Below are 24,511 nucleotides of genomic sequence, written 5' to 3' on the forward strand. Positions count from 1 at the left end.
CACGCTCCGCGTGGGAATGCAGCTCGGGACGCTCCGCGTCCCACAGCGTGACGCGGAGCGTCACATGAGGCATTCCCACGCAGAGCGTGGGAATGATCACGTGTCAGCCCCGCCGATCCAGCAGGTTGACCACCAACCGATCAATCCAGCCCCACACCCGCTGCTTCACCCGCCGCCACAGTGGCCGCGCCTTCCAGGCCGCCAGGCTCACCGCCTGGCTCTTGGCAAAATCACCCTCGAAACTGCCCACCACCGCTGCCGTCAATTCTGGGTCGAGCGCTTCCAGGTTGGCCTCCAGGTTGAAGCGCAAATTCCAGTGGTCGAAATTGCACGAGCCAACGCTCACCCAGTCGTCCACCAGCACCATTTTCAGGTGCAAAAAACACGGCTGGTATTCAAAGATCTGCACGCCTGCGCGCAACAACCGTGGGTAATAACGGTGCCCGGCGTAGCGCACTGAAGGGTGATCGGTGCGCGGGCCGGTCAGCAATAAACGCACATCCACGCCACGCCCGGCTGCGCGGCGCAACGCACGGCGCACGCTCCAGGTCGGTAGAAAATACGGGGTGGCCAGCCAGATGCGCGTCTTGCTGCTGTTCAGCGCGCGGATCAGCGACTGCAAAATATCGCGGTGCTGACGAGCATCGGCATACGCCACGCGCCCCAGGCCAGGCCCGGTGGCCGGCACCTTGGGCAAGCGCGGCAAACCGAAATGGGTGGCGGGTTTCCACTCACGGCGCGCCGCGTTGGCATGCCATTGGCGGTCGAACAACGCCTGCCAGTCCAGCACCAACGGGCCGCTGATCTGCACCATCACTTCATGCCAGTCGGCGGTGTCTTGCCCTGGCGTCCAGAACTCATCGGTAACGCCCGTGCCGCCGACCACGGCGATGCCCTGATCAATCAGCAACAGTTTGCGATGGTCGCGGTACAGGTTACGCATCCAACGGCGCCAGCTCAGGCGATTGTAGAAGCGCAGTTGCACGCCCGCGTCGGTGAGGCGCTTACGCAGGCCCAGCGTGAAGGCCAGGCTGCCGTAATCATCAAACAGGCAGCGCACCTGCACGCCGCGCTCGGCGGCTTGCACCAACGCTTGCACCATGGCTTCAGCGCAAGCACCCGCCTCCACCAGGTACAACTCCAGATCGACCTGGCGCTCGGCCCGGGCAATACCCACCAGCATCTGCGGGAAGAAACTCGGGCCGTCGATCAGCAACTCGAAGCGGTTGGCGCTGCGCCATGGGAACACTGCGCCGCTCACGTCAGCGCGCCGTGAAAATCAGCACCGCACCGACCGGCACCGACAAACTGATCGACGCCAAGCCGGCCGCCTTGCGCAGTGCCGCCACACCCGGCACCAAATCGAAATCCTCGGCATGCAGCACCACAGGTTCCAGGGTCACCACCTGAAAGCGCCGGTCATCCAGACGTGTGGCGAGCAGTTCGGCGCTGTAGGTTTGAGTCTTGCCGTGCAACGTCACCGACAGTGGCAGGCGCAACTCAATTTGCGCGCCTGGGGCCAGGTCATTGATCGGTTGCAGATTAATCTGCGCGCTGATCAGCGCTTCGGGGAAGGCCTTGATCTGGAACAGGTCATTGCGCATGCGCTCATCGCGCAGCGGGATGCCGCTGTTGATCGACTCCATCTCGACCTCAAGCTGCGCCGCGCCTTTGCTGTCGACCTTGCCGTGCAACACCAGGAAACGATGCACCTCGGCAATCTCGGTGTTCTTGGTGGTGACGAACGACAGGCGCGAGGATTCGTTATCCAGGTACCAGTCGGCGTGGGCAGGCAAGGCGGCGCACGTCAACAGCGTGAAGGCCAGGGGTTTGAGATTGAACATAGAAACTCATGGGGCAAAAAACCTGCACGAACCTTAAGCGCAATCTCACAAGCGGCGCAAATCCAATGTGGGAGCCGGGTATCTGCACAATTTTTCAAGGCAGCCAAACCCCTGTGGCGAGCAGGCTTGCCCTGCGTTGGGCTGCGCAGCAGCCCCATGAGAGCATTGGAATTTTTACTGAAAAAACTCAGCGCTTGATTTTGGGGCTGCTTCGCAGCCCAACGCAGGGCAAGCCTGCTCGCCACAGGCAACAGTGAAGGTGACTGACCTGCCGCTATCGCAGGCAAGCCAGCTCCCACAGGGTTCGGTGGTTGCCTTCAGATCAGCGCCCGCTGCACATCGCGCACCGTCGCTTCGAGGCTGGCCATGTGCAGGTTTAATACGCGTTCCACCGGCGCCTGATGCATCGGCCAGTGCAGCGCCATGCTGCCCACCAGCCGCCCATTGGCCTGCACCGGCAGGGCCACCGCGCGAATCAGAAACGGCAGGCGCACCGGGTATTCCCAATAGCCTTCAGTGCGCTGGCCAAACCCCTGGTGCTGGGTTTGCTCGCAGGTATGCACCTGCTCGTCCGCGGCGACATGATCACGGCCCGCCAGACGCTGCACCTCCTCAACCGGCAATTGTGTCAGGCATGCCTTGCCCATCGCCGAGTGAAACAGGCTGGCGTGCTGGCCGACGATCTGGCAGTTGTTGGGGTACAGCTTGCGCAACACACTGGGGATCGCGCTTTCCATGACTTCCAGGCGCTCACCATCAAAGCAGGATAAATCCACCACCAGCCCGGTGCGCTCGCTGAGTTCCAGCAGCCAGGGCGCGGCGCTTTCCACTACTTGGCGCTTGAAACGTTGCTGGGTGTCGCCGAACAAGCGCTGGGCGCGCAGGCGGTAACGACGGTCGCTGAGGCCGCGATAGACCCACCCCTGTTCCTGCAAGGTCAGCAACATGCGCGACACCGTCGCCTTGGGCAGTCGTGTGAGGTAGTGCAACTCCTCCAACCCCAAGGCCTGGTGTTCGCCGAGCAGTTCGACGATGGCGAGTGCGCGCTCAACCGACCGTACCGTGCCTGTCTCCATGTTCGATCTCCCTGTTGCCGGTGGATGATCATTTTTCACAGCAAGATACAGGCCCGATCGCAGGTCAACTCATCGATTCAAGGCACGCAGGCGGGCGGCGTTGTACCCATTGCGTCAGCTGTTCATGAGCATAGGCCAGCTGCAAGACAGCGCGGTCCGCCTGGGCCGGGCCGATGATCTGCAAGCCCATGGGCAAGCCTTGAGGATTGAACCCCACCGGAATGCTCATGCTCGGCAAGCCCGCCAATGTAGGGCCGATCACCACTTCCATCCACCGGTGATAGGTGTCCATTTCACGCCCACCCACCCTGCGCGGCCACGCCTGTTGTGCATCAAAAGGGAACACTTGGGCGCTGGGCAACAGCAGGAAATCGTAACGTTCAAACAGCTTGGCCAAGGCGCGATACCACTCGCTGCGGTCCACCGACGCCTGGTACACCTGCTGCGCACTCAAGCCCAGCCCGCCCTCCACTTCCCATTGCGCCTCAGGCTTGAGCAACGCGCGTTTTTGCGGGTTGGCGTAGGCCGCACCGAGGTTGCCGTGCACCAGCCAGTGGCGATGCACCAACCAGCAGCGCCATAGCCGCGCCAGGGAAAACGCCGGCTGGCAGCTTTCCACCTCGCAGCCCAATGCGGCGAAATCGCCGAGGGCCGACTCGCACAGGCTCATCACACCCTCGTCCATCGGCAAGTAGCCGTTGTAGTCACCCAACCAGCCCAGGCGCGCGCCTTTGAAATCGCGCTGCAACGGCAAGCCGAACACCGACGGATCGTCCTTGGATGAGAGCGGCACCCGAGGGTCGTAACCGGCCTGGATGCTCAATAACTTCGCCACATCCGTGACGCTGCGGCCCATTGGGCCTTCGGTGCCCAGTTGCTGCACAAACAATTCCGGCACCGGCCCGTGGGGCACGCGCCCCTGTGAAGGGCGCAAACCAAACACATTATTGAACGCCGCCGGGTTGCGCAGCGAACCCATCATGTCGCTGCCATCGGCCACCGGCAACATGCGCAACGCCAGCGCCACCGCCGCCCCGCCGCTGCTGCCTCCGGCCACCAAACGTGGGTCATAGGCATTGCCGGTGGTGCCGAACAGCGTGTTGTAGGTCTGCGAACCGAGGCCGAATTCCGGCACGTTGGTCTTGCCGATGATGATCGCGCCGCTGGCCCGTACGCGCGACACGCTGATCGCATCTTCGGCGGGCACATGCTCGGCGAACAGCGGCGAGCCCAAGGTGGTGCGCAAGCCCTTGGTGGCCGCCAAATCCTTGATCGCCTGGGGCATGCCGTGCATCCAGCCTCGCGATTGGCCCTGGTCCAACTCACGATCACAGGCACGCGCTTCGGCCAGCACTTCATCGGCATCACGTAACGACACCAGCGCATTCACACTCGGGTTAAAACGCTGGATCTGCGCCAGGTAATCGCCCATCACGTCTTCACACGACACCTGCCGCGCATGGATCGCTTGCGACAGCTGCGTGGCATCCCAATCAACACGGCTCAAGGCTTCACCTCATTGGAAAAGGGCAGCGGTTTTTTCGCCCGTGGGGCTTCGTGCATGCAGTAAGTGCCCATCAACGTCAGCACGCAAGCGAACAGTACATAAAACGACGGCGCCACTGGCGTACCCAGTACTTTGGTCAGCCAGGTCACGATCAACGGTGCGAAACCGCCGAACACCATGACCGCGACGTTATAAGCCACCGACACACCCGTTGACCTCACCTCAATCGGAAACTGCTCGGCCAGGGCCGTCGGTGCCGGGCCGAAAAAGCCGCCGATGACCGTGCACAGCAGCACTTGCATCACCAGCAAGCGCTCGATGGACGGTGCCGCGGCCACCCACACATACAACGGGTAAACCATCACAAAGAATGCCAGGGTGAAAGCCATCAACACCGGCCGCCGCCCCAGCCGGTCCGAGAGCATGCCGGACAGCGGAATCACCACGGTCATCAGCGCCACTGCGAACATCTGCACCATCAGCACCTGGTCCAGCGGCAAACCGAGGCTCTTGTGCGCGAAGGTCGGCATATTCACCAGCACCACGTAGAACGACACCGTCGCGCCGCAGGCCAAGCCCATGGACACGAGGATACTGCGCCGATGCTCACGCAGCACATCCATCAGGCTCGGCGCCGGGCCGGTGGCCTGCTTGCGCGCCTGGATAAATTCTTCCGGGTCTTCCAGGTTCCTGCGAATCCACAACCCCACCGGGCCGATCAGCAAGCCCAGCACAAACGGCACGCGCCAGCCCCACAGGTCGAGGGTTTGCGGCGAAAAGAAGTGCGTGACCAACGCCACCATCGCCGCCCCACCAAATACCGCCAGGCATTGCCCCACCAACTGCCAGGAGCCATACAAGCCCTTGCGATGGGCCGGCGCACTTTCCACCAGAAACGCCGTGGCACTCGCGTACTCACCGCCGGTGGCAAAGCCCTGGAGCATGCGCGCCACCACAATCAGCAGCGGCGCGCCCATGCCGATGGCGGCGTAATTGGGCGCGAAGGCGATCAATGCGATAGACACGGTCATCAGCCGGATAATCAACTGCATCGCGGCTTTGCGGCCTTTGCGGTCGGCATAAATGCCGAGCAGGATGCCGCCCACCGGGCGCATGAAAAAGCCCACGCCGAAGGTGGCCAGGGCCATCAGCAGCGAGGCGTATTCATCCTGCGACGGAAAGAATTGCCGGGCAATGATGCTGGCCAGAAAGCCGTAAACGATAAAGTCATACCATTCCAGCGCATTGCCGATCACAGCCGCCACCACCTGGCGGGTGCGCGATACGCCTGTGTTTGAAGTCTGCATGAGGAACACTCCATTCAACCGATAAGGGCAAGGGTCCAGCGGCAGAAAAAAAGAGGTCGTCAGGCAGGCTTGAGCCAGCTCTCGGCCAGCGCGCCCCAGTAGGCGGCGCCGGTCAGCAGGATGTCGTCGTTGAAGTCATAGGCAGGGTTATGCACCATCGGCCGCGACACGCCGTTGCCGATAAACAGGTAACTGCCGGGGCAGCGTTGCAGCATCCAGGCGAAGTCTTCACTGCCCATCAGCGTGCGGGTGTTGCCGTCCACCGCGTCGGCGCCGAGCAAGGCAATGCCGACCTGGCGAGCGAACTCGGTTTCTTCGGCGTGGTTGACCAGCACCGGGTAGGCCGGGCGGTGTTCGACCTGCACCGTGCAGCCGAAGCTCGCGGCTTGGGTCTGGATGATGGCGTTGACGCGCTCGAGCATCTGTTCCCTGACCTTGGGGTTCAGTGCGCGCAGGCTCAGGCGCAACAGCGCTTGCTGAGGAATCACGTTGGCGGCCTGCCCCGCTTGCAGCGCACCGACCGTGACCACGGCGGCTTCCTGGGTGTCGATATTGCGCGCCACCACCGTTTGCAACGCCATGACCATACTCGCCGCCGCCACCAGCGGATCCACCGTCAGATGCGGCATGGAACCGTGGCCACCGACGCCTTCCAGCGTCACCGTGAGCAAGTCCTGCGAGGCCATCATCGGCCCGACCCGCAAGCCCAGATGCCCCGCCGGCAAGCCCGGCATATTGTGCATGCCGAACAGGCCATCGCACGGGAAGCGCTCGAGCAAACCATCGGCCAGCATCGCCTCGGCGCCGCCCTGGCCTTCTTCGGCGGGTTGGAAAATCAGGTTCAAGGTGCCGTCAAATTGCCGCGTCGCCGCCAAGTAACGCGCGGCGCCGAGCAGCATGGTGGTGTGGCCGTCATGCCCGCAGGCGTGCATGCAACCAGCGTGCTGGCTGGTGTAGGCCGCGCCGGTGTTCTCGATGATGGGCAAGGCGTCCATGTCGGCGCGAATCCCCAGCGTGCGCGAGCTGCTGCCATTGCGCAGCACGCCGACCACACCGGTTTTGCCGATGCAGGTGTGCACCTCGTAGCCCCATTCTTTCAAGGACTGCGCAACGAGCGCGCTGGTGCGGTTTTCTTCAAAGCCGAGTTCGGGATGGGCGTGGATATCGTGGCGCACAGCGTGCAAGTCGCTGGCGACGTCGCTGAGCCAATCCAGAATGTGCTGGTGTGGGCGCATGGTGATTCTCCTCACAGGCGGGTGGTCCCGTTCTTGTTGGCGGCACATCGACAGCTAAGCGCGATGTGGGCGCGAGGACAATCAAAGGTGGTTCCACTGGGTGGAACCTAAGGCCGACACCTAATAACCCTGTGGCGAGCAAGCTTGCTTGCGCCGGGGTGCGAAGCGCGCCCAAAAAGCTGATAACTGCTGCGCAGTCAAACGGAAGCTAACGCCGTTAACTCAACAGATATTGCGACCGCCCAACCCTACTCGCAGCCAGGAAATAACAGTTCCTAATTAAACCTTAACTTATGTAACAAGATACACACCCAAGCATAATGTTTATTGTTTAAAAAAACCAAACGCACTTACAGTTCTTAACCACACGCCCTCTACCAATTAACCAATACCCAAAACGCAAAACTTCACAAAACCTAAAAACAAAAACCAATTCAGACAAAAAGACAAACCCGCATTGAGCCTAATATAAGGATATAGACAATGAACACGTCAAAAAACGCTTCCATCGTTATGGCAAAGACCTCTCCTGACAGTTCAGGCGCTTTACTAAACAGTTTGTCCAGGACGAACCGACGGCCTGCAAATACGATGCTCAGGCGACAAAACACCATGCCGGCAAATATGAAAAAAGGGGCTTCGCTATGAGCGATCGTATTACGATCTATCTCGGCCTGACCGAAATCAGAGCTTATGAGCCAACGGTCTTTGGCTCTGGCCCAGTGGGCGGCGGTGGCTACGGTGATGATTTTGGTAACAGCACCATAGGAAGAAAGGTCGCAGCGAATGCCCGCAAAGAAGTCAGTGAAAACTACAAAGTACCGATCAATAACGCAGTCGCGGCGCAAGAAGCTGATTACGCAGCTAAACGTCAATTGATACCGGAGGAAATTCAAAGAAAAATTGAAGAAGACAAGCTCAAAAGTGATGTAAAAGCAGACGACCGTGTCGCTAACCTGTGGAGTGAAATCGGGTCTATGGACACGATTATTTCACAAACAGCTCTGGAGACCATTTCACTTCAAGCAGTAGCAAACAGTTTTTATAAACGTGACTTTTTCGACCAGCCCATCAATGCGTTTATTACAGAAGCTGCCGCGCGATTGGCGTACCGTATCGCCGACTCCAAAAAAAGCTTTGAAGATTGGCAAAAATCGCTTAAGGCAGCTTATGAGATCAAACGGCTTAATGATTTAGCTGAACTGGCGAACAAACAAAAAGCGTGGTCGAAATTGCAAGCTGAAGAAGCACGCATTAACGCAGAAGCAGCTACAAAGCTTGCTAACATAGACGACGCCATAAAATTCACCATTGCCTTTAGTGGCGAAGTGGCTAGAAAATTCGGCGATAACGCATCAAAGCTCGCAGTTGAGTTAGCAGAAAGCGCGAAAGGTAACAAGATCCGTAGTGCAGATGAAGCTTTTAATGCTTTCGACAAGTACAAAGATGCTCTGGATAAAAAATTCAGCGCCAAGGACAGAGCCGCAGCAGCAAAATACATAGACTCAATGGACTTTGAGGCTATCGGTAGGGCTTCAGCTAAATTCAGCAAAGGTTTTGGATATGCTGGGTACGCGATAGACTTTAAAGATGCTTATATTGAATTTAAAAAAGCTAGCAAAACAGATAACTGGAAGCCTTTTTTTGTAAAGGTCGAAGCGATTGCTCTTGGCATTTCAGCAACAGCATTGGTTAGCGCCATGTTTGGATTCATCGCGGTCACTCCGCTAGGGATACTGGCATTTGCTTTGCTGATCGCTGCAACCAGTGTATTAATTAATGACGCAAGCGTAGAAAGCCTGAACAATTTCATCATACAATTATAACGCTGGGCCGCCTACATGGCGGCCTTTTTTTTAACGTACAAGTTTATTAAAAAAAGCAAACCAATGGGAATCGCAAATGCAAAATAAAACCCATACACCAGTGCATAACCACCATTTGCCGCGCCAGTCAATACTGGCCCCGAACTCAAAAAACCCTTGCGAATATAACGAAAAACTATATTTTCTACTGCGCGCTTTGCAAAGGGAAACAATAGTGCATTTACGCCTGCGACAATAAAAACCACCGCAGCATTATCGTCCGACCTGGAATAAAACGCACAGATGAAAAACATAAACAAACCAAATATTAGGTTTTTAAAATAATATTTATTTTCCATACTTACCAACCTTTACCGACTATATGGGTGAGAGCCAGACGCATCCTTTATGCTTGAGGCTGACCTACAGAGCACTCCGACCGTCTTCGAGATTACTACATGACGATGGCATTCACTCCATCCACAGTACTTGGGCCAGCACGTCTGTTTTGTGCTGAAAATACCCTGCACGCCCCCGCAGAATCCGTACTGTGCGCCCTGCAGCTTGCATGCAAGGACGTCCGAATGGGTCAATCATGCAACATTAAGTTGCTAAAAAGCGCTCGATGACCGCGTGATAAAGACTCGAAAACAGTGAAACACAAGGTAAACAACTTTATTGCGCAGGGGTGCGAAGGCCCCAAAACGCGAGGCCCAACAACTAGAGGTTCCGTCCTCAGAAAACAGAGGCCGCGCGAACAGGCACTATTTTTTCAGCCACAACCACAGCAAATAGAACGCGCCAAGCGGAATGGCAAAAACGAAATAAAACATCCACAGCAGTACGTGACCGCCATAAGATGCGGCGGCCCGAAGGGGATGTGTCGCCCAAAATTCTTTCCCAGTAAAACGAAAGACAACGTTTTCGACTGCACGCCTGGCCAGCGGGAACAGCAGCGCATTAACCCCGCAGATCAAGATAATGATCACGGCCTTATCGCTGGATTTAAAAACGGAGACGCTCATGCAAAAAATAAACAACGCAATAATGAAGCTTTTTAAATAATAGTTTTTCTCCAGGCCCATTCGCGTTCTTATCATCCTGAAGTATTTTTCGGCCTTGCGCCCCAGCGTCATAAGTCTCCTTTTATGCCTGTTAACGGCCGACGTGTGTGGGGTCGGCCGCGGGCAAGGTTACTACAGGGGCGCGCGCTGGAAACACAGCACCCGGCAAGTTTCAAGGCAACAACCGACACTTCTGCCGCTGCGCATAACCCTGTGGCGAGCAAGCTTGCTTGCGCTGGGGTGCGAAGCGCCCCCAAAAAGCCGGTGACTGCTGCGCAGTCAAACGGGACGGTGCAGCGATCCGACAAGCGCCCTCGCCACACAACGCAGATTGCGGACAGCTATTGGCCACCGGTTGCGACGGCGCGTGCATAGGGTTAACCTCGCCTCCGTCGCTGCTCATCAGCGACCGGGCCTGGAAACCCGATGCTTAAGGACGCTACAGCGTCGTCAAACAATCAGCAGGCGCTTTTTTTATGCCTGCAGATTGTGCTTTTTGGCGGCTGTACGTGGGAGACCTTCGGGTCTGCCGGGTTCCTTTTGCCTCGGTTTCCAGCCCGCGTACAGTTGCCACCCTTCGCCTGGAAACGTTAGTGGCAGCTCTTTTTGTTCATGCAAAAGGAATCAGTTATGACTAACGCCACATCAGCCGAAACCCTCGGCGCCGCCACCTTCGCAGACTGCGGAGAAAACAAAAGCCACCTGAAACTCTTCCGCGTCAACGCCGGGGTTCCGCTCGTAGAAGCCCTCGAACACGCATCCCATGTGCTCTATTACGCAAAAATGCTCTCCCTTGAAGCTGCCATGGACCCCAAGGCGGAGAAGTTTGCATTCGCCTCGCATTACCTGGGGGAAATGGGCAAGGCGATCATCGATGACCTGCTGCTGGCCTTGCAGCCTGGCAGCCCAACCCCGCAGTAAGTCGTTCGCGCCCGGTGCAGTGCATCGGGCGCCTGTCCGGACTGCCTCATTTCCCAAGATCAGCACAAATCCATGTGGGAGCTGGCTTGCCTGCGATAGCGGCCGGTCAGTCAACATCACTGTTGCCTGTGACGCCGTCATCGCAGGCAAGCCAGCTCCCACAGAAAATCTTTGGTGTGTCAGGGGCTGAGGCGGCAGCCTTGACGGTCGCCTAGCCACCGCGCCGTGTGCGTGCGCCCTAAACCGCTTGCCGTGACTTCACTGCGTTCCGGCGAGTCAGTGAACGCGCTGGTTGGCACGTACTGCTTTACATAACCGAGGCAATACTCCGCCGGGTTGTTTTCCACATACCGGCACGAGCAATATTCCTTGGCCGTGTACGCCGCGATGATGTCGGGGAAGGCTTGCAGGTTGACGCGTTCGTGCCACACCCAGCCCGACAGGGCGAGCAACAGCAGCAAAAACACGCTGATAAACGGATGACGACGGATCATGGTTGCACCGCCGCCAGTACGCGCTTGAGCAGTTCGTTGTGACGGTAAGTGCCGTCACGGTCATCGCCGTAGCGCACGATCACCAGGTGTTCGTCGGGCAGCACATAGAGCGCCTGGCCCCAGTGGCCGAGGGCGGCGAAGGTGTCGGCAGGCGCATCGGGCCAGGGTCTTGGGGCACCTCGTACGTCGAGGTTGAGCCACCATTGCCCGCCGGGGACGGCGTCGTCCTGGCCGGCCTTGTATTTATCGAATGGCTGGCGGTTGAAGGCGACCCACTCTTTAGGCAGCAACTGCTGCTCTCCCCAACGACCGTCGCGCGCCATCAGTAGGCCGACCCGCGCCAAATCGCGAGCGGTGAGGTAGGCATAGGACGAGGCGACGAAGGTTTCGTCGGCGTCGGTTTCCCAGGTGGCGTTGTGAATGCCCAGCGGCTTGAACAGCGCGTCCCACGGGTAACTCATATAGGCCTTGTGGCCGAGCATGCCTTTGAGGGCGGCGGACAAAATATTGCTGTCGCCGCTGGAATAACGAAAGGCCTGGCCCGGTGCGGCGGCGGCCTCGGTGCCTGCGGCAAACTCGGCCATATCGCTGCGGCCACGGGTGTAGAGCATCGCCACCACCGAGGAATTGAGTGGGGCGTATTCGTAGTCTTCCTGCCAGTCCAGGCCCGAGGCCCAGTGCAGCAGGTCGGCCATGGTGACTTTGGGGTGCTGTTTCATCGGCGGGTAAAAACGCGCGGCCGGGTCATTCAGTTTGAAGCGATTTTCGCCGTAGGCCACGCCGAGCACAGTGGCCATCAGGCTTTTGCTCACTGACCAGGTCAGGTGCGGCGTGCTGGCGGTGTTAGGCGCGCCGTAGCGTTCATAGATGATCACGCCATCGCGGATCACCAGCAGCGCGTCGGTGCGGATGCCTTTACGAGTGGCGTCGTCACGGGGTGGAAAAGCATAGGCATTCAGTGCATCGACCGCCGGGCCTTCGAGCGGCGCGCCCTTGGCCCATTCCTTGTCCGGCCAGGTGTCGGCGTGGGCGGCAGCGGTGACTAACAGCAGGGCAACGCACAACAGGCCTCGGACCATGGACGCAAACTCAAGGGGGCTTTCAAGCCCGCGAGCCTAGCCCAGGCGCATGACAGATTTGCGACAGGAAGGCCTGTCATCCAAGCGTCACCATAACTTCATGGAGCTGACACCGAGCCTACATAGCCTGAGTTTGGACAAACAAGTCGACCGGCCGGTAAGTGGCCGGCACTCGGAGATTCGCCATGACTCAGATCGCCCGCATCAGCGACACCGGCAATGAACGCCGTCTGCAAGCCGAACGCCTGGTTGGCGCCAAGGCTTTGCAGGAAGCCCAGGCCCTGCGTTTCAACGTGTTCAGCGGCGAGTTCAACGCCAAGCTGAAAGGCGCGGAACAGGGTCTGGACATGGATGACTATGATGTTCACTGCAGCCATATAGGCGTGCGGGATTTGAACAGCGGTCGACTGGTGGCCACCACCCGTTTGCTCGACCACCAGGCCGCCAGCACCTTGGGCCGGTTCTACAGCGAAGAAGAATTCAGCCTGCATGGCTTGCTGCATTTGCAAGGCCCGATCCTGGAGATCGGCCGCACCTGCGTCGACCCGGCCTATCGCAATGGCGGCACCATCGCGGTGTTGTGGGGCGAGTTGGCCGAAGTCCTCAACCAGGGCGGTTACAGCTATCTGATGGGTTGCGCGAGCATCCCGATGCACGACGGCGGCATCCAGGCTCACGCGATCATGCAGCGCCTGCGCGAACGCTACCTGTGCAACGAGCACCTGCGCGCCGAACCGAAAAAACCACTGCCGGCGCTGGACCTGCCGTCCAACGTCATCGCGGAAATGCCGCCGCTGCTCAAAGCCTATATGCGCCTGGGTGCGAAGATCTGCGGCGAGCCGTGCTGGGATGAAGACTTCCAGGTGGCCGATGTGTTCATCCTGCTCAAGCGCGATGAGTTGTGCCCGCGCTACGCCCGCCACTTCAAGGCGGCCATGTGATGAGCCGCCTGCGCGTGTACGGGCGCATTGCCCGGGTGCTGCTGGTGGTGGCGCTGGGGTTGAGCATGGCCAGTGTGTTTGGTGTATTCGAACGCATGGGCATTGCCAACTCGATGGTGCGGCGCCAGCGTTGGTCGCGTTTTTTTATGGCACGGCTGACTAACGCCCTGCCCTTTCGCGTGACGGTACACGGTGAGTTGCCGACGCAGCCGATGCTGTGGGTAAGCAATCACGTGTCCTGGACCGACATTCCGCTGCTCGGCGCGGTGGCGCCGATGTCGTTTTTGTCCAAGGCCGAAGTGCGCACCTGGCCGGTGGCTGGCTGGTTGGCGGCCAAGGCCGGCAGCTTGTTTATTCGCCGCGGCTCAGGCGACAGCCAGTTGATCCGCAAGCAGATGACTCGCCATCTTGAGCAACAGCATCCGCTGCTGATGTTCCCCGAAGGCACCACCACTGATGGGCGCAGCCTGCGTACGTTCCACGGGCGTTTGCTGGCCAGTGCGATTGATGCGGATGTGTCCCTGCAACCGGTAGCGATTCGTTATTTGCGTGATGGGCAGGTGGATGCGTTGGCACCGTTTATTGGCGATGACGATTTGCTCTCGCACCTGATGCGTCTGTTCAGTAATGACCAGGGTGATGTGGAGATTCATGTGCTCCAGCCGATTGCCTGTGCCGGGCAGGAACGTGCGGCGCTGGCGTATCAGGCGCAGCAGGCGGTGCAGAAAGCGTTGTTTGGGCCGTTGCCGGAAGTTGAGCAGGTGGCGGCTCGACCTGCATTTGCGGCCTGAGATGAACTGAACACCAGCTCCCACATTTAGATCTCAGTAGTCAGTTGGAGCTGTGCAAACTTCTGTAGCTCTGGATAAAACAACCGAAAATCTTCACTCAACGGCTCATACAAAACCCGCAACTCCTGCATCGCATGGCCCAGCTCCTGAGGCTGGGTCAGCCGCCGCGAAATCCCCCGCAACACCTGCTCCATCACCGCAAACTCGCGGTACGAACCCAGCCAATCATCCGCCGCCATATACGGCGCAATCTGCGCCAGCCGCCCCGGCAGTTGCGGCTCGGCCGCCAGCACGCGGTACACCTGCGCAGTGAAGCGTTCCAGCGGCTGCTCGGCGTACAGCGCCCAATCCCGCGCCAGGCAGTGGTCGAAAAACACATCGAGGACAATCCCGGCGTAGCGCTTGCGGGTCAGGCTGAAGCGTGACAACGCCTCATCCACCAGCGGGTGGCTGTCGGTAAAGCGGTCGATCGAGCGATGCAACTGAATCGCCGACTCGATTTGCGGGCTGAACTGGCCTTGCAGGCGGCCTTTTACAAAGTCGCCATACAGGCTGCCGAGCAATTGAGCAGGAAGTTGGCCGCCCAGGTGCAGATGTGCGAGATAATTCATGCCGCGCAGTCTACCACTGCCGATTACGTATCGTTATAACCCGATATACCGAAATAGCCTGATCTCAGATCAAAATCATATTGGTATATCGGGATAGACCGATTTAAAGTTCGCCTCATCGCGATATAACGCTGTACGAAACCGAGCAACCGCCATGTCCATTGACCTCGACGAAATAATAAAAGCCCTGGCACACCCAGTACGACGAGACATCCTCACCTGGCTGAAAGACCCGAAGGTGCAGTTTCCCGAGCAAGTGCACAACCACGAATACGGGATCTGTGCCGGGCAGATCGACCAGCGCTGCGGCTTGTCCCAGTCGACCGTGTCGGCCCATTTGGCCACCTTGCAACGCGCCGGGTTGATCAGCAGCCAGAAGGCCGGGCAGTGGCATTTTTTCAAACGCGACGAGGCAACCATCCAGGCCTTCCTCGCGGCGCTCATCACCGAACTCAGTGCTGACGAAAACGCAGCGCTGTAACAAGGAAACGCCAATGCCCCTCTCGCTACTCATACTGGCCCTCAGCGCCTTCGCCATCGGCACCACCGAGTTCGTCATCATGGGCTTGCTGCCCGATGTGGCGGCGGACCTGGGCGTGTCGATCCCCGGCGCCGGCTGGCTGGTCACCGGCTACGCCCTGGGCGTGGCCATCGGCGCGCCGTTCATGGCACTGGCCACCGCCAAGCTGCCACGCAAGGCCGCCCTGGTAGCGTTGATGGGCATCTTTATTGTCGGCAACCTGCTCTGCGCCCTGGCCAGTGACTACAACGTGCTGATGTTTGCCCGTGTGGTCACCGCGCTGTGCCACGGTGCGTTCTTCGGGATCGGTTCGGTGGTAGCGGCCAACCTGGTGCCGGCCAACAAACGGGCTTCGGCCGTGGCCTTGATGTTCACCGGTTTGACCCTGGCCAACGTGCTCGGCGTGCCGCTGGGTACCGCACTGGGACAGGAAGCCGGCTGGCGCTCGACCTTTTGGGCGGTGACGGTGATTGGCGTAGTCGCCTTGATCGGTCTGATCCGCTTCCTGCCGGCCAAGCGTGACGAAGAAAAACTCGACATGCGCGCCGAACTGGCCGCGCTCAAGGGCGCCGGCATCTGGCTGTCGCTGACCATGACTGCGTTGTTCGCCGCGTCCATGTTCACCCTCTTTACTTACGTCGCACCGCTGCTCGGCGATGTCACCGGCGTGTCGCCCAAAGGCGTGACCTGGACCCTGCTGCTGATCGGCCTGGGGCTTACCGTCGGCAACATCATTGGCGGCAAGCTGGCGGACAAACGCCTGGCCGCCACCCTGATCGGCGTGTTCATCAGCATGGCAGTGGTCTCCACGGTGCTGACCTGGACCAGCGTCGCGGTGATCCCGACGGAAATCACCCTGTTCCTGTGGGCCACCGCTTCGTTCGCCGCCGTACCGGCGCTGCAAATCAACGTGGTGACCTTCGGCAAGGCCGCTCCAAACTTGGTGTCCACCTTGAATATCGGCGCCTTCAACATCGGCAACGCGCTCGGCGCCTGGGTCGGCGGCAGCGTGATTGCCCACGGTTTCGGCCTGACCAGCGTGCCTTTGGCCGCGGCGGCCCTGGCGATTCTGGCCCTGCTGGTGACCCTGATTACTTTTCGTCAGAGCGGCGATGCCGACCTGGCCCCTGCGACCAACTGATCAATCCACTTAAAGAGAAGGGTGTTTTCCCATGACGACTATTTTCGATCCGATCAAACTGGGCGACCTGCAATTGTCCAACCGCATCATCATGGCGCCGCTGACCCGCTGCCGCGCCGATGAAGGCCGCGTACCCAACGCGCTGATGGCCGAGTACTACGTGCAACGCGCTTCCGCCGGGCTGATCTTAAGCGAAGCCACCTCCGTGACGCCGCTGGGCGTTGGCTACCCGGACACACCGGGTATCTGGTCCAACGACCAGGTTCGCGGCTGGGCCAATGTAACCAAGGCTATACACGGCGCGGGCGGCAAGATTTTCCTGCAATTGTGGCACGTGGGCCGTATCTCCCATGAGTCGTACCTCAACGGCGAAACCCCGGTGGCACCAAGCGCCATCCAGCCTAAAGGCCACGTCAGCCTGGTTCGCCCGCTGGCCGACTACCCGACGCCACGCGCCCTGGAAACCGCTGAAATCGCCGACATCGTTGACGCTTACCGCGTCGGCGCTGAAAACGCCAAGGCCGCAGGCTTTGACGGCGTGGAGATCCATGGCGCCAACGGCTACCTGCTCGACCAGTTCCTGCAAAGCAGCACCAACCAGCGCACCGACAACTACGGTGGCTCCCTGGAAAACCGTGCTCGCCTGCTGCTGGAAGTGACCGACGCCGCCATTGAAGTCTGGGGCGCCGGCCGTGTGGGTGTGCACTTGGCACCACGCGCCGACTCCCACGACATGGGCGACGACAATTTGGCGGAAACCTTCACCTACGTCGCCAGCGAGCTGGGCAAGCGTGGCATCGCCTTCATCTGCTCCCGTGAAAAAGAAGCCGGCGACAGCCTCGGTCCACAACTGAAAAAAGCCTTCGGTGGCCCGTACATCGCCAACGAACGCTTCACCAAAGACAGCGCCAACGCCTGGCTGGCGGCCGGCAAGGCCGATGCAGTAGCCTTCGGCGTGCCATTCATTGCCAACCCGGACCTGCCGGCACGCCTGAAGGCCGATGCGCCGTTGAACGAACCGCACCCGGAAACCTTCTACGGCAAAGGCCCAGTGGGTTACATCGACTACCCCACGCTGGCGCTGTAATGTAATTCGCTGAAACGAAAAAGCCCCGGTTCGCAGGAACCGGGGCTTTTTTTCGGCTGATTGATCGTTCCCACGCTCTGCGTGGGAATGCCGCCCTGGACGCTCTGCGTCTGCCCCTAAAGCGTAACGCGGAGCGTCACAGGATGCATTCCCACGCGGAGCGTGGGAACGATCGCACAGTAGCTGGGAAACACTCCTTCACAGCCTTGCAACAAAATCGCTACAAAATACTTAGGCGGCTACCTATCAACCGCCCGCCAGCCCGTATATAAAGTCACCCCGCAAATCCTGCGAAGGGACGATTGACTGTCTCTGGACTTTACTGTTGACACAACTGGATGCAATTACGCATTTTGTCTTAATTGCGTAGGCTAGGGCTCAAGCGCAGCATGTCCAGCCCTGCGTCAACCCAGCGTTCGGCGTCCTGATGCAACTGGAAGCTGTCGGGGACTAGTAGCCATTGGCCAATCAGGCCGTGAATATAGGCATGAATGCACACCGCGCCACGCGTGGTGTCGAGGTTTTCCGGAAGTTGCCCGCGATGGACCGCGTTGCGCAGTGTCAGGCTGATACGCAGGTTGCACTCCAGGCTATGGGTCTGGCGTTGGCGCCGCATGTCGCACATTTCATCGGTGAACTCGCACTTATGAAACAGGATTTCGTTGATGCGCCGGGTTTTCGGGTCCAGGGCCACTTGATGATAAAGATGGATCAACAGCTTGCGCATACAGCCCAGCGGGTCGACTTCATCCTCGCTTTCACTGGCCCGGGCCAATTCGTCCAGGGGTTCGTGCAGCGTGTCGAGCAGTGCCTGGAGCAAATCGGACTTGTTACTGAAATGCCAATAGATAGCCCCGCGCGTCACCCCGGCCAACGCGGCGATGTCCGCCAGCGTGGTGCGCGCCACACCGCGTTGATAAAAGGCTTGCTCGGCGGCGTCGAGAATCTGGCTGCGCGTTTCCTGAGCTTCCTCTTTGGTGCGACGAACCATGGCAGTAAAACCTCAATCAGGACACTGTGGATGGTGCTTGAGCAACATCTGAATAATTGTGGGACGACGTCGTCTTGGACGCCGAACGTACTAAAATCGAGGCTTTGGCGCTTGCTTTGTCAACAATCCGCGAAGCCTGTCAAGAGTTTACAAACAACCGTGAACGTAAGTATATTGCGTAGCAAGCTACTTATCCACTCACGGCTTGTTTTTTACCCTTCCACACTTCTTGTGCGCATTTTGCGCGCCTGACCCGAGGATCTTCATGCAACTTAAGCCAGCTGTTACCGCTCTGGTCACTGCCGTCGCCCTGGCATCGCTGCTCAGCGGATGTAAAAAGGAAGAAGCGGCTCCGCCCGCTCAAACCCCTCAGGTCGGCGTGGTCACTATTCAACCGCAAGCCTTTACCCTGACATCCGAGCTGCCAGGCCGCACCACTGCCTACCGCATCGCGGAAGTTCGTCCCCAGGTGAACGGCATCATTCTCAAGCGCCTGTTCAAGGAAGGCGGCGACGTGAAGGAAGGGCAACAGCTCTACCAGATCGACCCGTCGGTGTATGACGCCACCCTCAAAAGCGCTCAAGCGAAACTGACCCAGACCAAGTCCATCACCGACCGCTACAAGCAACTTGTCGATGAGCAAGCCGTCAGCCGTCAGGAATACGACACCGCCGTGGCCAACCGCATGACGGCTGAAGCCGACGTGCAAACCGCCCAGATCAACGTGCGCTACACCAAAGTGTTCGCGCCGATCTCCGGGCGTATCGGTCGTTCTTCGGTCACCGAAGGCGCGCTGGTCAGCAATGGCCAGGCCGATGCCATGGCCGTGATCCAGCAACTGGACCCGATCTACGTCGACGTCACCCAGTCTTCGGCAGAAATGCTGAAACTGCGCCGCGACCTCGAAAGCGGCCAGCTGGAAAAAGCCGGCGACAACGCTGCCAAGGTCAAGCTGACCCTGGAAGACGGCACCGCCTACGCCCAGGACGGCAAGCTGGAGTTCTCCGAAGTGTCGGTGGACCAGACTACTGGCTCCGTGACCCTGCGCGCGGTGTTCCCCAACCCTGAGCACACCCTGTTGCCGGGCATGTTCGTCCACGCCCAGCTGCAAGCCGGTGTGAACAGCAAGGCCATCCTGGCACCTCAGCAAGGCGTGACCCGTGACCTCAAGGGCATCCCGACTGCGCTGATCGTGAACAAGGACAACAAGGTCGAGCAGCGTCAACTGGTTGCCAACCGCACTGCCGGCGCCTACTGGCTGGTGGAAAAGGGCCTGGATGCCGGTGACCGCGTGATCACCGAAGGCCTGCAGTTCATCAAGCCGGGCATCGAAGTCAAGGTTAAAGACGCTGACAACGCCAAACCCGCCGGCACTGCCGCAGCGCCTGCTGCCGATGCTGGTAAAGGGGAGTAATCCATGTCGAAATTTTTTATCGACCGTCCCATTTTCGCCTGGGTAATTGCCCTGGTGATCATGCTGGTCGGGGCACTCTCGATCCTGAAGTTGCCCATCAACCAATACCCGGCCATTGCGCCGACCGCCATCGACATCCAGGTGACCTACCCAGGCGCGTCCGCACAAACCGTGCAGGACACCGTGGTGCAGGTGATCGAACAACAGCTCAACGGTATCGACAACCTGCGTTATGTCTCCTCGGACAGTAACTCCGACGGCAGCATGACCATCACCGTGACGTTCAACCAGGGTACCAACCCGGATATCGCCCAGGTCCAGGTGCAGAACAAGCTGAACCTGGCGACCCCACTGCTGCCGCAAGAAGTGCAGCAGCAGGGTATCCGCGTGACCAAGTCGGTGAAGAACTTCCTGATGGTGATCGGTCTGGTGTCGGAAGACGGCAGCATGACCAAGGACGACCTCTCCAACTACATCGTGTCCAACATCCAGGACCCGATCTCCCGTACCGCGGGGGTGGGTGACTTCCAGGTGTTCGGTTCGCAGTACGCCATGCGTATCTGGCTCGACCCGGCCAAGCTGAACAACTACCAGCTCACGCCAGTGGACGTCAGCAATGCCATCAAGGCCCAGAACGTGCAGGTGGCCACCGGCCAATTGGGCGGCCTGCCTGCCCTGCCCGGCACCCAGCTGAACGCCACGATCATCGGCAAGACGCGCCTGCAAAGCACCGAGGAATTCGCCAAGATCCTGATGAAGGTGAACACCGACGGCTCGCAGGTTCGCCTGGGTGACCTCGCACGCATCGAACTGGGCGGCCAGAACTACAGCATCAGTGCGCAGTTCAACGGCAAGCCGGCTTCGGGTATGGCGATCAAGCTGGCGGCCGGTGCCAACGCACTGGACACCGGCAAGGCCATCCGCGAAACAGTGAAGTCCCTGGAGCCGTTCTTCCCGCCTGGCATGAAGGCGGTGGTGCCATATGACACCACCCCGGTAGTGACCGAATCGATCTCCGGTGTGGTTCACACCCTGGTCGAAGCGATCGTGCTGGTGTTCCTGGTGATGTTCCTGTTCCTGCAGAACTTCCGTGCCACCATCATCACCACCATGACCGTACCGGTGGTATTGCTGGGTACCTTCGGGATCCTGGCGGCGTGCGGTTTCACCATCAACACCCTGACCATGTTCGGCATGATCCTGGCCATCGGCTTGCTGGTGGACGATGCCATCGTCGTGGTGGAAAACGTCGAACGGGTGATGGCCGAGGAGCACCTGTCGCCCAAGGAAGCGACGATCAAGTCCATGGGCCAGATCCAGGGCGCCCTGGTGGGTATTGCCCTGGTACTGTCGGCGGTACTGCTGCCGATGGCGTTTTTCGGTGGTTCCACTGGTGTGATCTACCGGCAGTTCTCCATCACCATCGTTTCGGCGATGGCCTTGTCGGTAATGGTTGCCCTGATCTTCACCCCGGCTTTGTGCGCCACCATGCTCAAGCCGATTGATCCGGAAAAACACGGCCAGCCCAAGCGCGGCTTCTTCGGCTGGTTCAACCGCACCTTCGACCGTGGCGTACTCAAGTACGAGCGCGGCGTGGGCGGCATGATCAAGCACAAGATTCCGGCATTCCTGGTGTATGCGCTGATCCTGGCCGGCATGATCTGGATGTTCACCCGTATTCCAAGCGCGTTCCTGCCTGAGGAAGACCAGGGTGTGATCTTCGCCCAGGTGCAGACTCCGGTCGGTGCTTCGGCTGAGCGCACACAAAAAGTCGTCGACGACATGCGCGCCTTCCTGCTGAACGACAAGGAAGGCGAGCCAGGCGAAGGCAAGGCGGTGAAGTCGGTGTTTACCGTGAACGGCTTTAACTTCGCCGGTCGTGGCCAGAGCTCGGGGCTTGCATTCGTGATGCTCAAGCCGTGGGATGAGCGTGACTCTACCCAATCGGTGTTCGAAGTGGCCAAGCGTGCCCAGGGTTACTTCTTCGGGGCCTTCAAGGACGCCATGGTCTTCGCCATCGTGCCGCCTTCGGTACTGGAGCTGGGTAACGCCACTGGTTTCGACGTGTTCCTGCAAGACCAGGGTGGCGTCGGCCACGACAAGCTGATGGCTGCACGTAACCAGTTCCTGGGTGCGGCGGCACAAAGCAAGGTGCTGGCCGGCGTACGTCCTAACGGCGTGAACGACGAGCCGCAGTACGAGCTGACCGTTGACGACGAGAAGGCCAGTGCCCAGGGCATCAGCCTAGCGGATATCCAGCAGACACTGGCCATTGCCTTGGGTGGCAGCTACATCAACGACTTCATCGACCGTGGTCGCGTGAAAAAGGTGTATGTACAAGGTGACGCCGCCAGCCGCATGTCGCCGGAAGACCTGGACAAATGGTACGTGCGCAGCAACGACGGGAAAATGGTGCCGCTGTCGGCCATCTCGTCGGGCAAGTGGATCTACGGTTCGCCCAAGCTTTCGCGCTACAACGGTGTAGCGGCGATGGAAATCCTCGGTACCCCGGCACCTGGCTACAGTACCGGTGATGCAATGGCCGAAGTCGAACGCATTGCCAAAGAACTGCCGGCCGGTGTTGGTTATGCCTGGACAGGCCTGTCGTACGAAGAGCGCCTTTCCGGCTCCCAGGCGCCAGCGCTGTACGCACTGTCGCTGCTGGTAGTGTTCCTGTGCCTGGCGGCACTGTACGAAAGCTGGTCGATCCCGATCGCGGTGATTCTGGTGGTACCTTTAGGGGTGATCGGTGCGTTGATCGCCACCAGCCTGCGCGGCTTGTCCAACGACGTGTTCTTCCAGGTGGGCCTGTTGGTGACGGTGGGCCTGGCGGCGAAAAACGCCATCCTCATCGTGGAGTTCGCCAAAGAGCTGCATGAGCAAGGCAAAGGCATCGTCGAGGCGGCTATTGAAGCGTCCCGCATGCGTCTGCGCCCGATCATCATGACCTCGTTGGCGTTCATGCTCGGCGTATTGCCGCTGGCGATCTCCACGGGCGCCGGCTCAGGCAGCCAGCATGCGATCGGTACCGGCGTGATCGGCGGTATGATCACGGCCACTGTGCTGGCGATCTTCTGGGTGCCGCTGTTCTACGCAACCGTATCCGCCGCTGGCGAACGCAAAAAGAAAGACACTACTGAAACTCCTAAAGAGGCTGGCCAATGAGCAAGTCGCTACTTTCCTTAGCCGTCACCGCATTCGTGCTCAGTGGCTGCTCGCTGATCCCTGACTACCAGCGCCCTGAAGCGCCGGTAGCAGCCCAGTTCCCGCAGGGGCCGGCGTACTCGTCGGCCCAGGCGCCGAGCCAGGCCGCTGCCGAGCAAGGCTGGAAGCAGTTTTTCCATGACCCTGCCCTGCAACAGCTGATCCAGACCGCGTTGGTCAACAACCGTGACCTGCGTGTCGCTGCCCTGAACATCGACGCTTATGCGGCGCAGTATCAGATCCAGCGTGCCGACCTGTTCCCGGCAGTTTCGGCCACCGGCAGCGGCAGCCGCTCGCGCACCCCGGCCAAGTTGTCACAGACCGGCGAATCGAGCATCTCCAGCCAGTACTCGGCCGGCCTGGGTATCAGTTCGTATGAGCTGGACCTGTTCGGCCGCGTGCGCAGCCTGAGTGAAGAAGCGCTGCAAAAGTACTTCGCCACTGAAGAAGCGCGGCGCAGCACCCAGATCAGCCTGGTGGCCAGTGTGGCGAATGCCTACCTGACCTGGCAGGCCGACAAGGAACTGCTCAAACTGACCCAGGACACCCTCGGCGCGTTTGAGCAGAGCTTCAAGCTGACCTCGCGCAGCAACGAAGTCGGCGTGGCCTCGGCGCTCGACCTCAGCCAGGCACGCACCTCGGTGGAAAACGCCCGTGTTCAATTGGCGCGCTATACGCGTCAGGTGGCACAGGACGAAAACAGCCTGACCCTGTTGCTGGGCACTGGCCTGCCAGCCAATATCACCAGCAAGCCGCTGTCGGATGACCTGCTCAGCGAAGTGCCTGCCGGGTTGCCCTCGGACCTGCTGCAACGTCGTCCCGACATTGTGCAGGCCGAGTACAACCTCAAGGCCGCCAACGCCAATATCGGCGCGGCCCGTGCTGCGTTCTTCCCGAGCATCAGCCTGACTGCCAGCGCCGGTACCGCCAGCCCTACCCTGGGTGGCCTGTTCAAAGGCGGTTCGGGCACCTGGTCGTTTGCCCCGCAGATCAACATCCCGATCTTCAACGCCGGTAGCCTGCGCGCAAGCCTGGACTACTCGAAGATCCAGAAAGAGATCAACGTGGCCAACTACGAGAAGGCGATCCAGACCGGCTTCCAGGAAGTCTCCGACGGCCTCGCCGCCCGCGAGACCTACAAGCAGCAGCTGGATGCTCAGCGCGGCTTCGTTGCGGCCAACCAGGATTACTACCGCCTGGCCGAGCGTCGCTACCGCATTGGTGTCGACAGCAACCTGACCTTCCTCGACGCCCAGCGCCAACTGTTCAGTGCCCAGCAATCGCTGATCACCGACCGCCTGGCGCAGCTCAACAGCGAGGTCAACCTGTACAAGGCCCTCGGCGGCGGCTGGAACGAGCAGACCGCGAAGAACGAGCCGTTGAAAGAAGAAGCACCGGCGCTGAAGTTGTTCTGATCGTGCTGATGTAGATAAAACCGCTTCCCTTACCGGAAGCGGTTTTTTTTTGCCATGTCGTTAA

General features: G+C 59.6%; 22 protein-coding genes. 10 read left to right on the plus strand and 12 right to left on the minus strand.

Annotated elements, in window-relative coordinates:
• Window positions 1-103: 103 nt before the first annotated feature.
• From AB4P96_RS24375 to AB4P96_RS24400, 6 genes are all read right to left on the minus strand, one after another.
• Window positions 104-1,261, minus strand: a complete 1,158-nt coding sequence (locus tag AB4P96_RS24375; RefSeq protein ID WP_099548607.1) for a phosphatidylserine/phosphatidylglycerophosphate/cardiolipin synthase family protein — start codon at window positions 1,259-1,261, stop codon at window positions 104-106.
• Window position 1,262: 1 nt separating this feature from the next.
• Window positions 1,263-1,844, minus strand: a complete 582-nt coding sequence (locus AB4P96_RS24380; RefSeq protein ID WP_017137264.1) for a YceI family protein — start codon at window positions 1,842-1,844, stop codon at window positions 1,263-1,265.
• Between the two features lie 317 nt (window positions 1,845-2,161).
• Window positions 2,162-2,920, minus strand: a complete 759-nt coding sequence (locus AB4P96_RS24385; protein WP_017137263.1) for an IclR family transcriptional regulator — start codon at window positions 2,918-2,920, stop codon at window positions 2,162-2,164.
• A gap of 64 nt (window positions 2,921-2,984) precedes the next feature.
• The gene (locus AB4P96_RS24390; RefSeq protein WP_017137262.1) at window positions 2,985-4,427 is read right to left on the minus strand and encodes an amidase; all 1,443 of its coding nucleotides are present in this window, start codon (window positions 4,425-4,427) and stop codon (window positions 2,985-2,987) included.
• Window positions 4,424-5,734 carry a citrate-proton symporter gene (locus tag AB4P96_RS24395; protein WP_099548605.1) on the minus strand — a complete coding sequence of 437 codons (1,311 nt, stop codon included), beginning with the start codon at window positions 5,732-5,734 and terminating at the stop codon, window positions 4,424-4,426. Before AB4P96_RS24395 ends, AB4P96_RS24390 begins: the two co-directional genes overlap by 4 nt.
• Before the next feature lie 59 nt (window positions 5,735-5,793).
• Complete coding sequence (locus AB4P96_RS24400; RefSeq protein ID WP_395600168.1) at window positions 5,794-6,969, minus strand: M20 aminoacylase family protein; 1,176 nt, start codon at window positions 6,967-6,969, stop codon at window positions 5,794-5,796.
• Between the two features lie 644 nt (window positions 6,970-7,613).
• Between AB4P96_RS24400 and AB4P96_RS24405 the strand changes: the two genes are divergently transcribed.
• Window positions 7,614-8,795 (plus strand): colicin-like pore-forming protein, encoded by a 1,182-nt coding sequence (locus tag AB4P96_RS24405; protein WP_099485785.1) that lies wholly within the window; start codon window positions 7,614-7,616, stop codon window positions 8,793-8,795.
• Between the two features lie 11 nt (window positions 8,796-8,806).
• Here AB4P96_RS24405 and AB4P96_RS24410 read toward each other — a convergent pair whose 3' ends face one another.
• A complete protein-coding gene (locus AB4P96_RS24410; protein ID WP_395600169.1) occupies window positions 8,807-9,133 on the minus strand; it encodes a Cki family colicin immunity protein in 327 nt (108 codons plus the stop codon).
• Between the two features lie 405 nt (window positions 9,134-9,538).
• Window positions 9,539-9,910: a colicin E1 family microcin immunity protein gene (locus AB4P96_RS24415; RefSeq protein WP_395600170.1), complete on the minus strand. Its 372-nt coding sequence runs from the start codon at window positions 9,908-9,910 to the stop codon at window positions 9,539-9,541.
• A 558-nt stretch (window positions 9,911-10,468) separates the two neighbouring features.
• Between AB4P96_RS24415 and AB4P96_RS24420 the strand changes: the two genes are divergently transcribed.
• Window positions 10,469-10,759: a DUF3077 domain-containing protein gene (locus AB4P96_RS24420; protein WP_017137258.1), complete on the plus strand. Its 291-nt coding sequence runs from the start codon at window positions 10,469-10,471 to the stop codon at window positions 10,757-10,759.
• A 179-nt stretch (window positions 10,760-10,938) separates the two neighbouring features.
• Here the strand turns inward: AB4P96_RS24420 and AB4P96_RS24425 are convergent, their stop codons facing one another.
• Both AB4P96_RS24425 and AB4P96_RS24430 read right to left on the minus strand, forming a co-directional pair.
• Window positions 10,939-11,253, minus strand: coding sequence for an amidase (locus AB4P96_RS24425; RefSeq protein ID WP_395600171.1), 315 nt, complete (start codon window positions 11,251-11,253; stop codon window positions 10,939-10,941).
• A complete protein-coding gene (locus AB4P96_RS24430; RefSeq protein WP_395600172.1) occupies window positions 11,250-12,332 on the minus strand; it encodes a serine hydrolase domain-containing protein in 1,083 nt (360 codons plus the stop codon). The genes AB4P96_RS24425 and AB4P96_RS24430 overlap by 4 nt, the downstream gene beginning before the upstream one ends.
• 185 nt (window positions 12,333-12,517) lie before the next feature.
• Between AB4P96_RS24430 and olsB the strand changes: the two genes are divergently transcribed.
• The gene (gene olsB / locus AB4P96_RS24435) at window positions 12,518-13,273 is read left to right on the plus strand and encodes an L-ornithine N(alpha)-acyltransferase (RefSeq protein ID WP_017137255.1); all 756 of its coding nucleotides are present in this window, start codon (window positions 12,518-12,520) and stop codon (window positions 13,271-13,273) included.
• Window positions 13,273-14,064, plus strand: a complete 792-nt coding sequence (locus tag AB4P96_RS24440) for a lysophospholipid acyltransferase family protein (RefSeq protein WP_017137254.1) — start codon at window positions 13,273-13,275, stop codon at window positions 14,062-14,064. Before olsB ends, AB4P96_RS24440 begins: the two co-directional genes overlap by 1 nt.
• 26 nt (window positions 14,065-14,090) lie before the next feature.
• On the opposite strand, the gene AB4P96_RS24445 is transcribed toward AB4P96_RS24440, so the two are convergent.
• Window positions 14,091-14,675 carry an ACP phosphodiesterase gene (locus AB4P96_RS24445; RefSeq protein ID WP_017137253.1) on the minus strand — a complete coding sequence of 195 codons (585 nt, stop codon included), beginning with the start codon at window positions 14,673-14,675 and terminating at the stop codon, window positions 14,091-14,093.
• 154 nt (window positions 14,676-14,829) lie between these two features.
• On the opposite strand from AB4P96_RS24445, the gene AB4P96_RS24450 reads away from it, so the two are divergent.
• From AB4P96_RS24450 to AB4P96_RS24460, 3 genes are read left to right on the plus strand one after another with little or no spacing between them, the layout of a single operon-like run.
• Window positions 14,830-15,156 (plus strand): ArsR/SmtB family transcription factor, encoded by a 327-nt coding sequence (locus tag AB4P96_RS24450; protein WP_395600173.1) that lies wholly within the window; start codon window positions 14,830-14,832, stop codon window positions 15,154-15,156.
• 13 nt (window positions 15,157-15,169) lie between these two features.
• Window positions 15,170-16,336: an MFS transporter gene (locus tag AB4P96_RS24455; protein WP_017137251.1), complete on the plus strand. Its 1,167-nt coding sequence runs from the start codon at window positions 15,170-15,172 to the stop codon at window positions 16,334-16,336.
• 31 nt (window positions 16,337-16,367) lie between these two features.
• Window positions 16,368-17,423, plus strand: a complete 1,056-nt coding sequence (locus AB4P96_RS24460) for an alkene reductase (RefSeq protein WP_170040890.1) — start codon at window positions 16,368-16,370, stop codon at window positions 17,421-17,423.
• A gap of 358 nt (window positions 17,424-17,781) precedes the next feature.
• Here AB4P96_RS24460 and AB4P96_RS24465 read toward each other — a convergent pair whose 3' ends face one another.
• On the minus strand, window positions 17,782-18,414 hold the full coding sequence (locus AB4P96_RS24465; RefSeq protein WP_017137249.1) for a TetR family transcriptional regulator: 633 nt from the start codon (window positions 18,412-18,414) through the stop codon (window positions 17,782-17,784).
• Between the two features lie 265 nt (window positions 18,415-18,679).
• Between AB4P96_RS24465 and AB4P96_RS24470 the strand changes: the two genes are divergently transcribed.
• Genes AB4P96_RS24470 through adeC form a run of 3 tightly spaced genes read left to right on the plus strand, consistent with a single transcriptional unit; the run spans window position 18,680 to window position 24,447 of the window.
• Window positions 18,680-19,828, plus strand: coding sequence for an efflux RND transporter periplasmic adaptor subunit (locus tag AB4P96_RS24470; RefSeq protein WP_138452460.1), 1,149 nt, complete (start codon window positions 18,680-18,682; stop codon window positions 19,826-19,828).
• A gap of 3 nt (window positions 19,829-19,831) precedes the next feature.
• The gene (locus tag AB4P96_RS24475; RefSeq protein WP_017137247.1) at window positions 19,832-22,993 is read left to right on the plus strand and encodes an efflux RND transporter permease subunit; all 3,162 of its coding nucleotides are present in this window, start codon (window positions 19,832-19,834) and stop codon (window positions 22,991-22,993) included.
• The gene (gene adeC, locus AB4P96_RS24480) at window positions 22,990-24,447 is read left to right on the plus strand and encodes an AdeC/AdeK/OprM family multidrug efflux complex outer membrane factor (protein WP_017137246.1); all 1,458 of its coding nucleotides are present in this window, start codon (window positions 22,990-22,992) and stop codon (window positions 24,445-24,447) included. The genes AB4P96_RS24475 and adeC overlap by 4 nt, the downstream gene beginning before the upstream one ends.
• The last annotated feature ends 64 nt before the right edge of the window (window positions 24,448-24,511 follow it).

Origin of the sequence: Pseudomonas sp. B19125 (genome assembly GCF_044218855.1) — a bacterium.
Lineage (GTDB): Bacteria > Pseudomonadota > Gammaproteobacteria > Pseudomonadales > Pseudomonadaceae > Aquipseudomonas > Aquipseudomonas edaphica.

What these genes read in the sequence shown, in the direction of transcription:
- AB4P96_RS24465 (WP_017137249.1), bottom strand. Translation starts at nt 18,414, where the DNA reads ATGGTTCGTCGCACCAAAGAGGAAGCTCAGGAAACGCGCAGCCAGATT.
- adeC (WP_017137246.1), top strand. Translation starts at nt 22,990, where the DNA reads ATGAGCAAGTCGCTACTTTCCTTAGCCGTCACCGCATTCGTGCTCAGT.
- AB4P96_RS24405 (WP_099485785.1), top strand. Translation starts at nt 7,614, where the DNA reads ATGAGCGATCGTATTACGATCTATCTCGGCCTGACCGAAATCAGAGCT.
- AB4P96_RS24385 (WP_017137263.1), bottom strand. Translation starts at nt 2,920, where the DNA reads ATGGAGACAGGCACGGTACGGTCGGTTGAGCGCGCACTCGCCATCGTC.
- AB4P96_RS24445 (WP_017137253.1), bottom strand. Translation starts at nt 14,675, where the DNA reads ATGAATTATCTCGCACATCTGCACCTGGGCGGCCAACTTCCTGCTCAA.
- AB4P96_RS24420 (WP_017137258.1), top strand. Translation starts at nt 10,469, where the DNA reads ATGACTAACGCCACATCAGCCGAAACCCTCGGCGCCGCCACCTTCGCA.
- AB4P96_RS24400 (WP_395600168.1), bottom strand. Translation starts at nt 6,969, where the DNA reads ATGCGCCCACACCAGCACATTCTGGATTGGCTCAGCGACGTCGCCAGC.
- AB4P96_RS24455 (WP_017137251.1), top strand. Translation starts at nt 15,170, where the DNA reads ATGCCCCTCTCGCTACTCATACTGGCCCTCAGCGCCTTCGCCATCGGC.
- AB4P96_RS24475 (WP_017137247.1), top strand. Translation starts at nt 19,832, where the DNA reads ATGTCGAAATTTTTTATCGACCGTCCCATTTTCGCCTGGGTAATTGCC.
- AB4P96_RS24460 (WP_170040890.1), top strand. Translation starts at nt 16,368, where the DNA reads ATGACGACTATTTTCGATCCGATCAAACTGGGCGACCTGCAATTGTCC.
- AB4P96_RS24415 (WP_395600170.1), bottom strand. Translation starts at nt 9,910, where the DNA reads ATGACGCTGGGGCGCAAGGCCGAAAAATACTTCAGGATGATAAGAACG.
- AB4P96_RS24410 (WP_395600169.1), bottom strand. Translation starts at nt 9,133, where the DNA reads ATGGAAAATAAATATTATTTTAAAAACCTAATATTTGGTTTGTTTATG.
- AB4P96_RS24395 (WP_099548605.1), bottom strand. Translation starts at nt 5,734, where the DNA reads ATGCAGACTTCAAACACAGGCGTATCGCGCACCCGCCAGGTGGTGGCG.
- AB4P96_RS24450 (WP_395600173.1), top strand. Translation starts at nt 14,830, where the DNA reads ATGTCCATTGACCTCGACGAAATAATAAAAGCCCTGGCACACCCAGTA.
- olsB (WP_017137255.1), top strand. Translation starts at nt 12,518, where the DNA reads ATGACTCAGATCGCCCGCATCAGCGACACCGGCAATGAACGCCGTCTG.
- AB4P96_RS24425 (WP_395600171.1), bottom strand. Translation starts at nt 11,253, where the DNA reads ATGATCCGTCGTCATCCGTTTATCAGCGTGTTTTTGCTGCTGTTGCTC.
- AB4P96_RS24470 (WP_138452460.1), top strand. Translation starts at nt 18,680, where the DNA reads ATGCAACTTAAGCCAGCTGTTACCGCTCTGGTCACTGCCGTCGCCCTG.
- AB4P96_RS24380 (WP_017137264.1), bottom strand. Translation starts at nt 1,844, where the DNA reads ATGTTCAATCTCAAACCCCTGGCCTTCACGCTGTTGACGTGCGCCGCC.
- AB4P96_RS24440 (WP_017137254.1), top strand. Translation starts at nt 13,273, where the DNA reads ATGAGCCGCCTGCGCGTGTACGGGCGCATTGCCCGGGTGCTGCTGGTG.
- AB4P96_RS24430 (WP_395600172.1), bottom strand. Translation starts at nt 12,332, where the DNA reads ATGGTCCGAGGCCTGTTGTGCGTTGCCCTGCTGTTAGTCACCGCTGCC.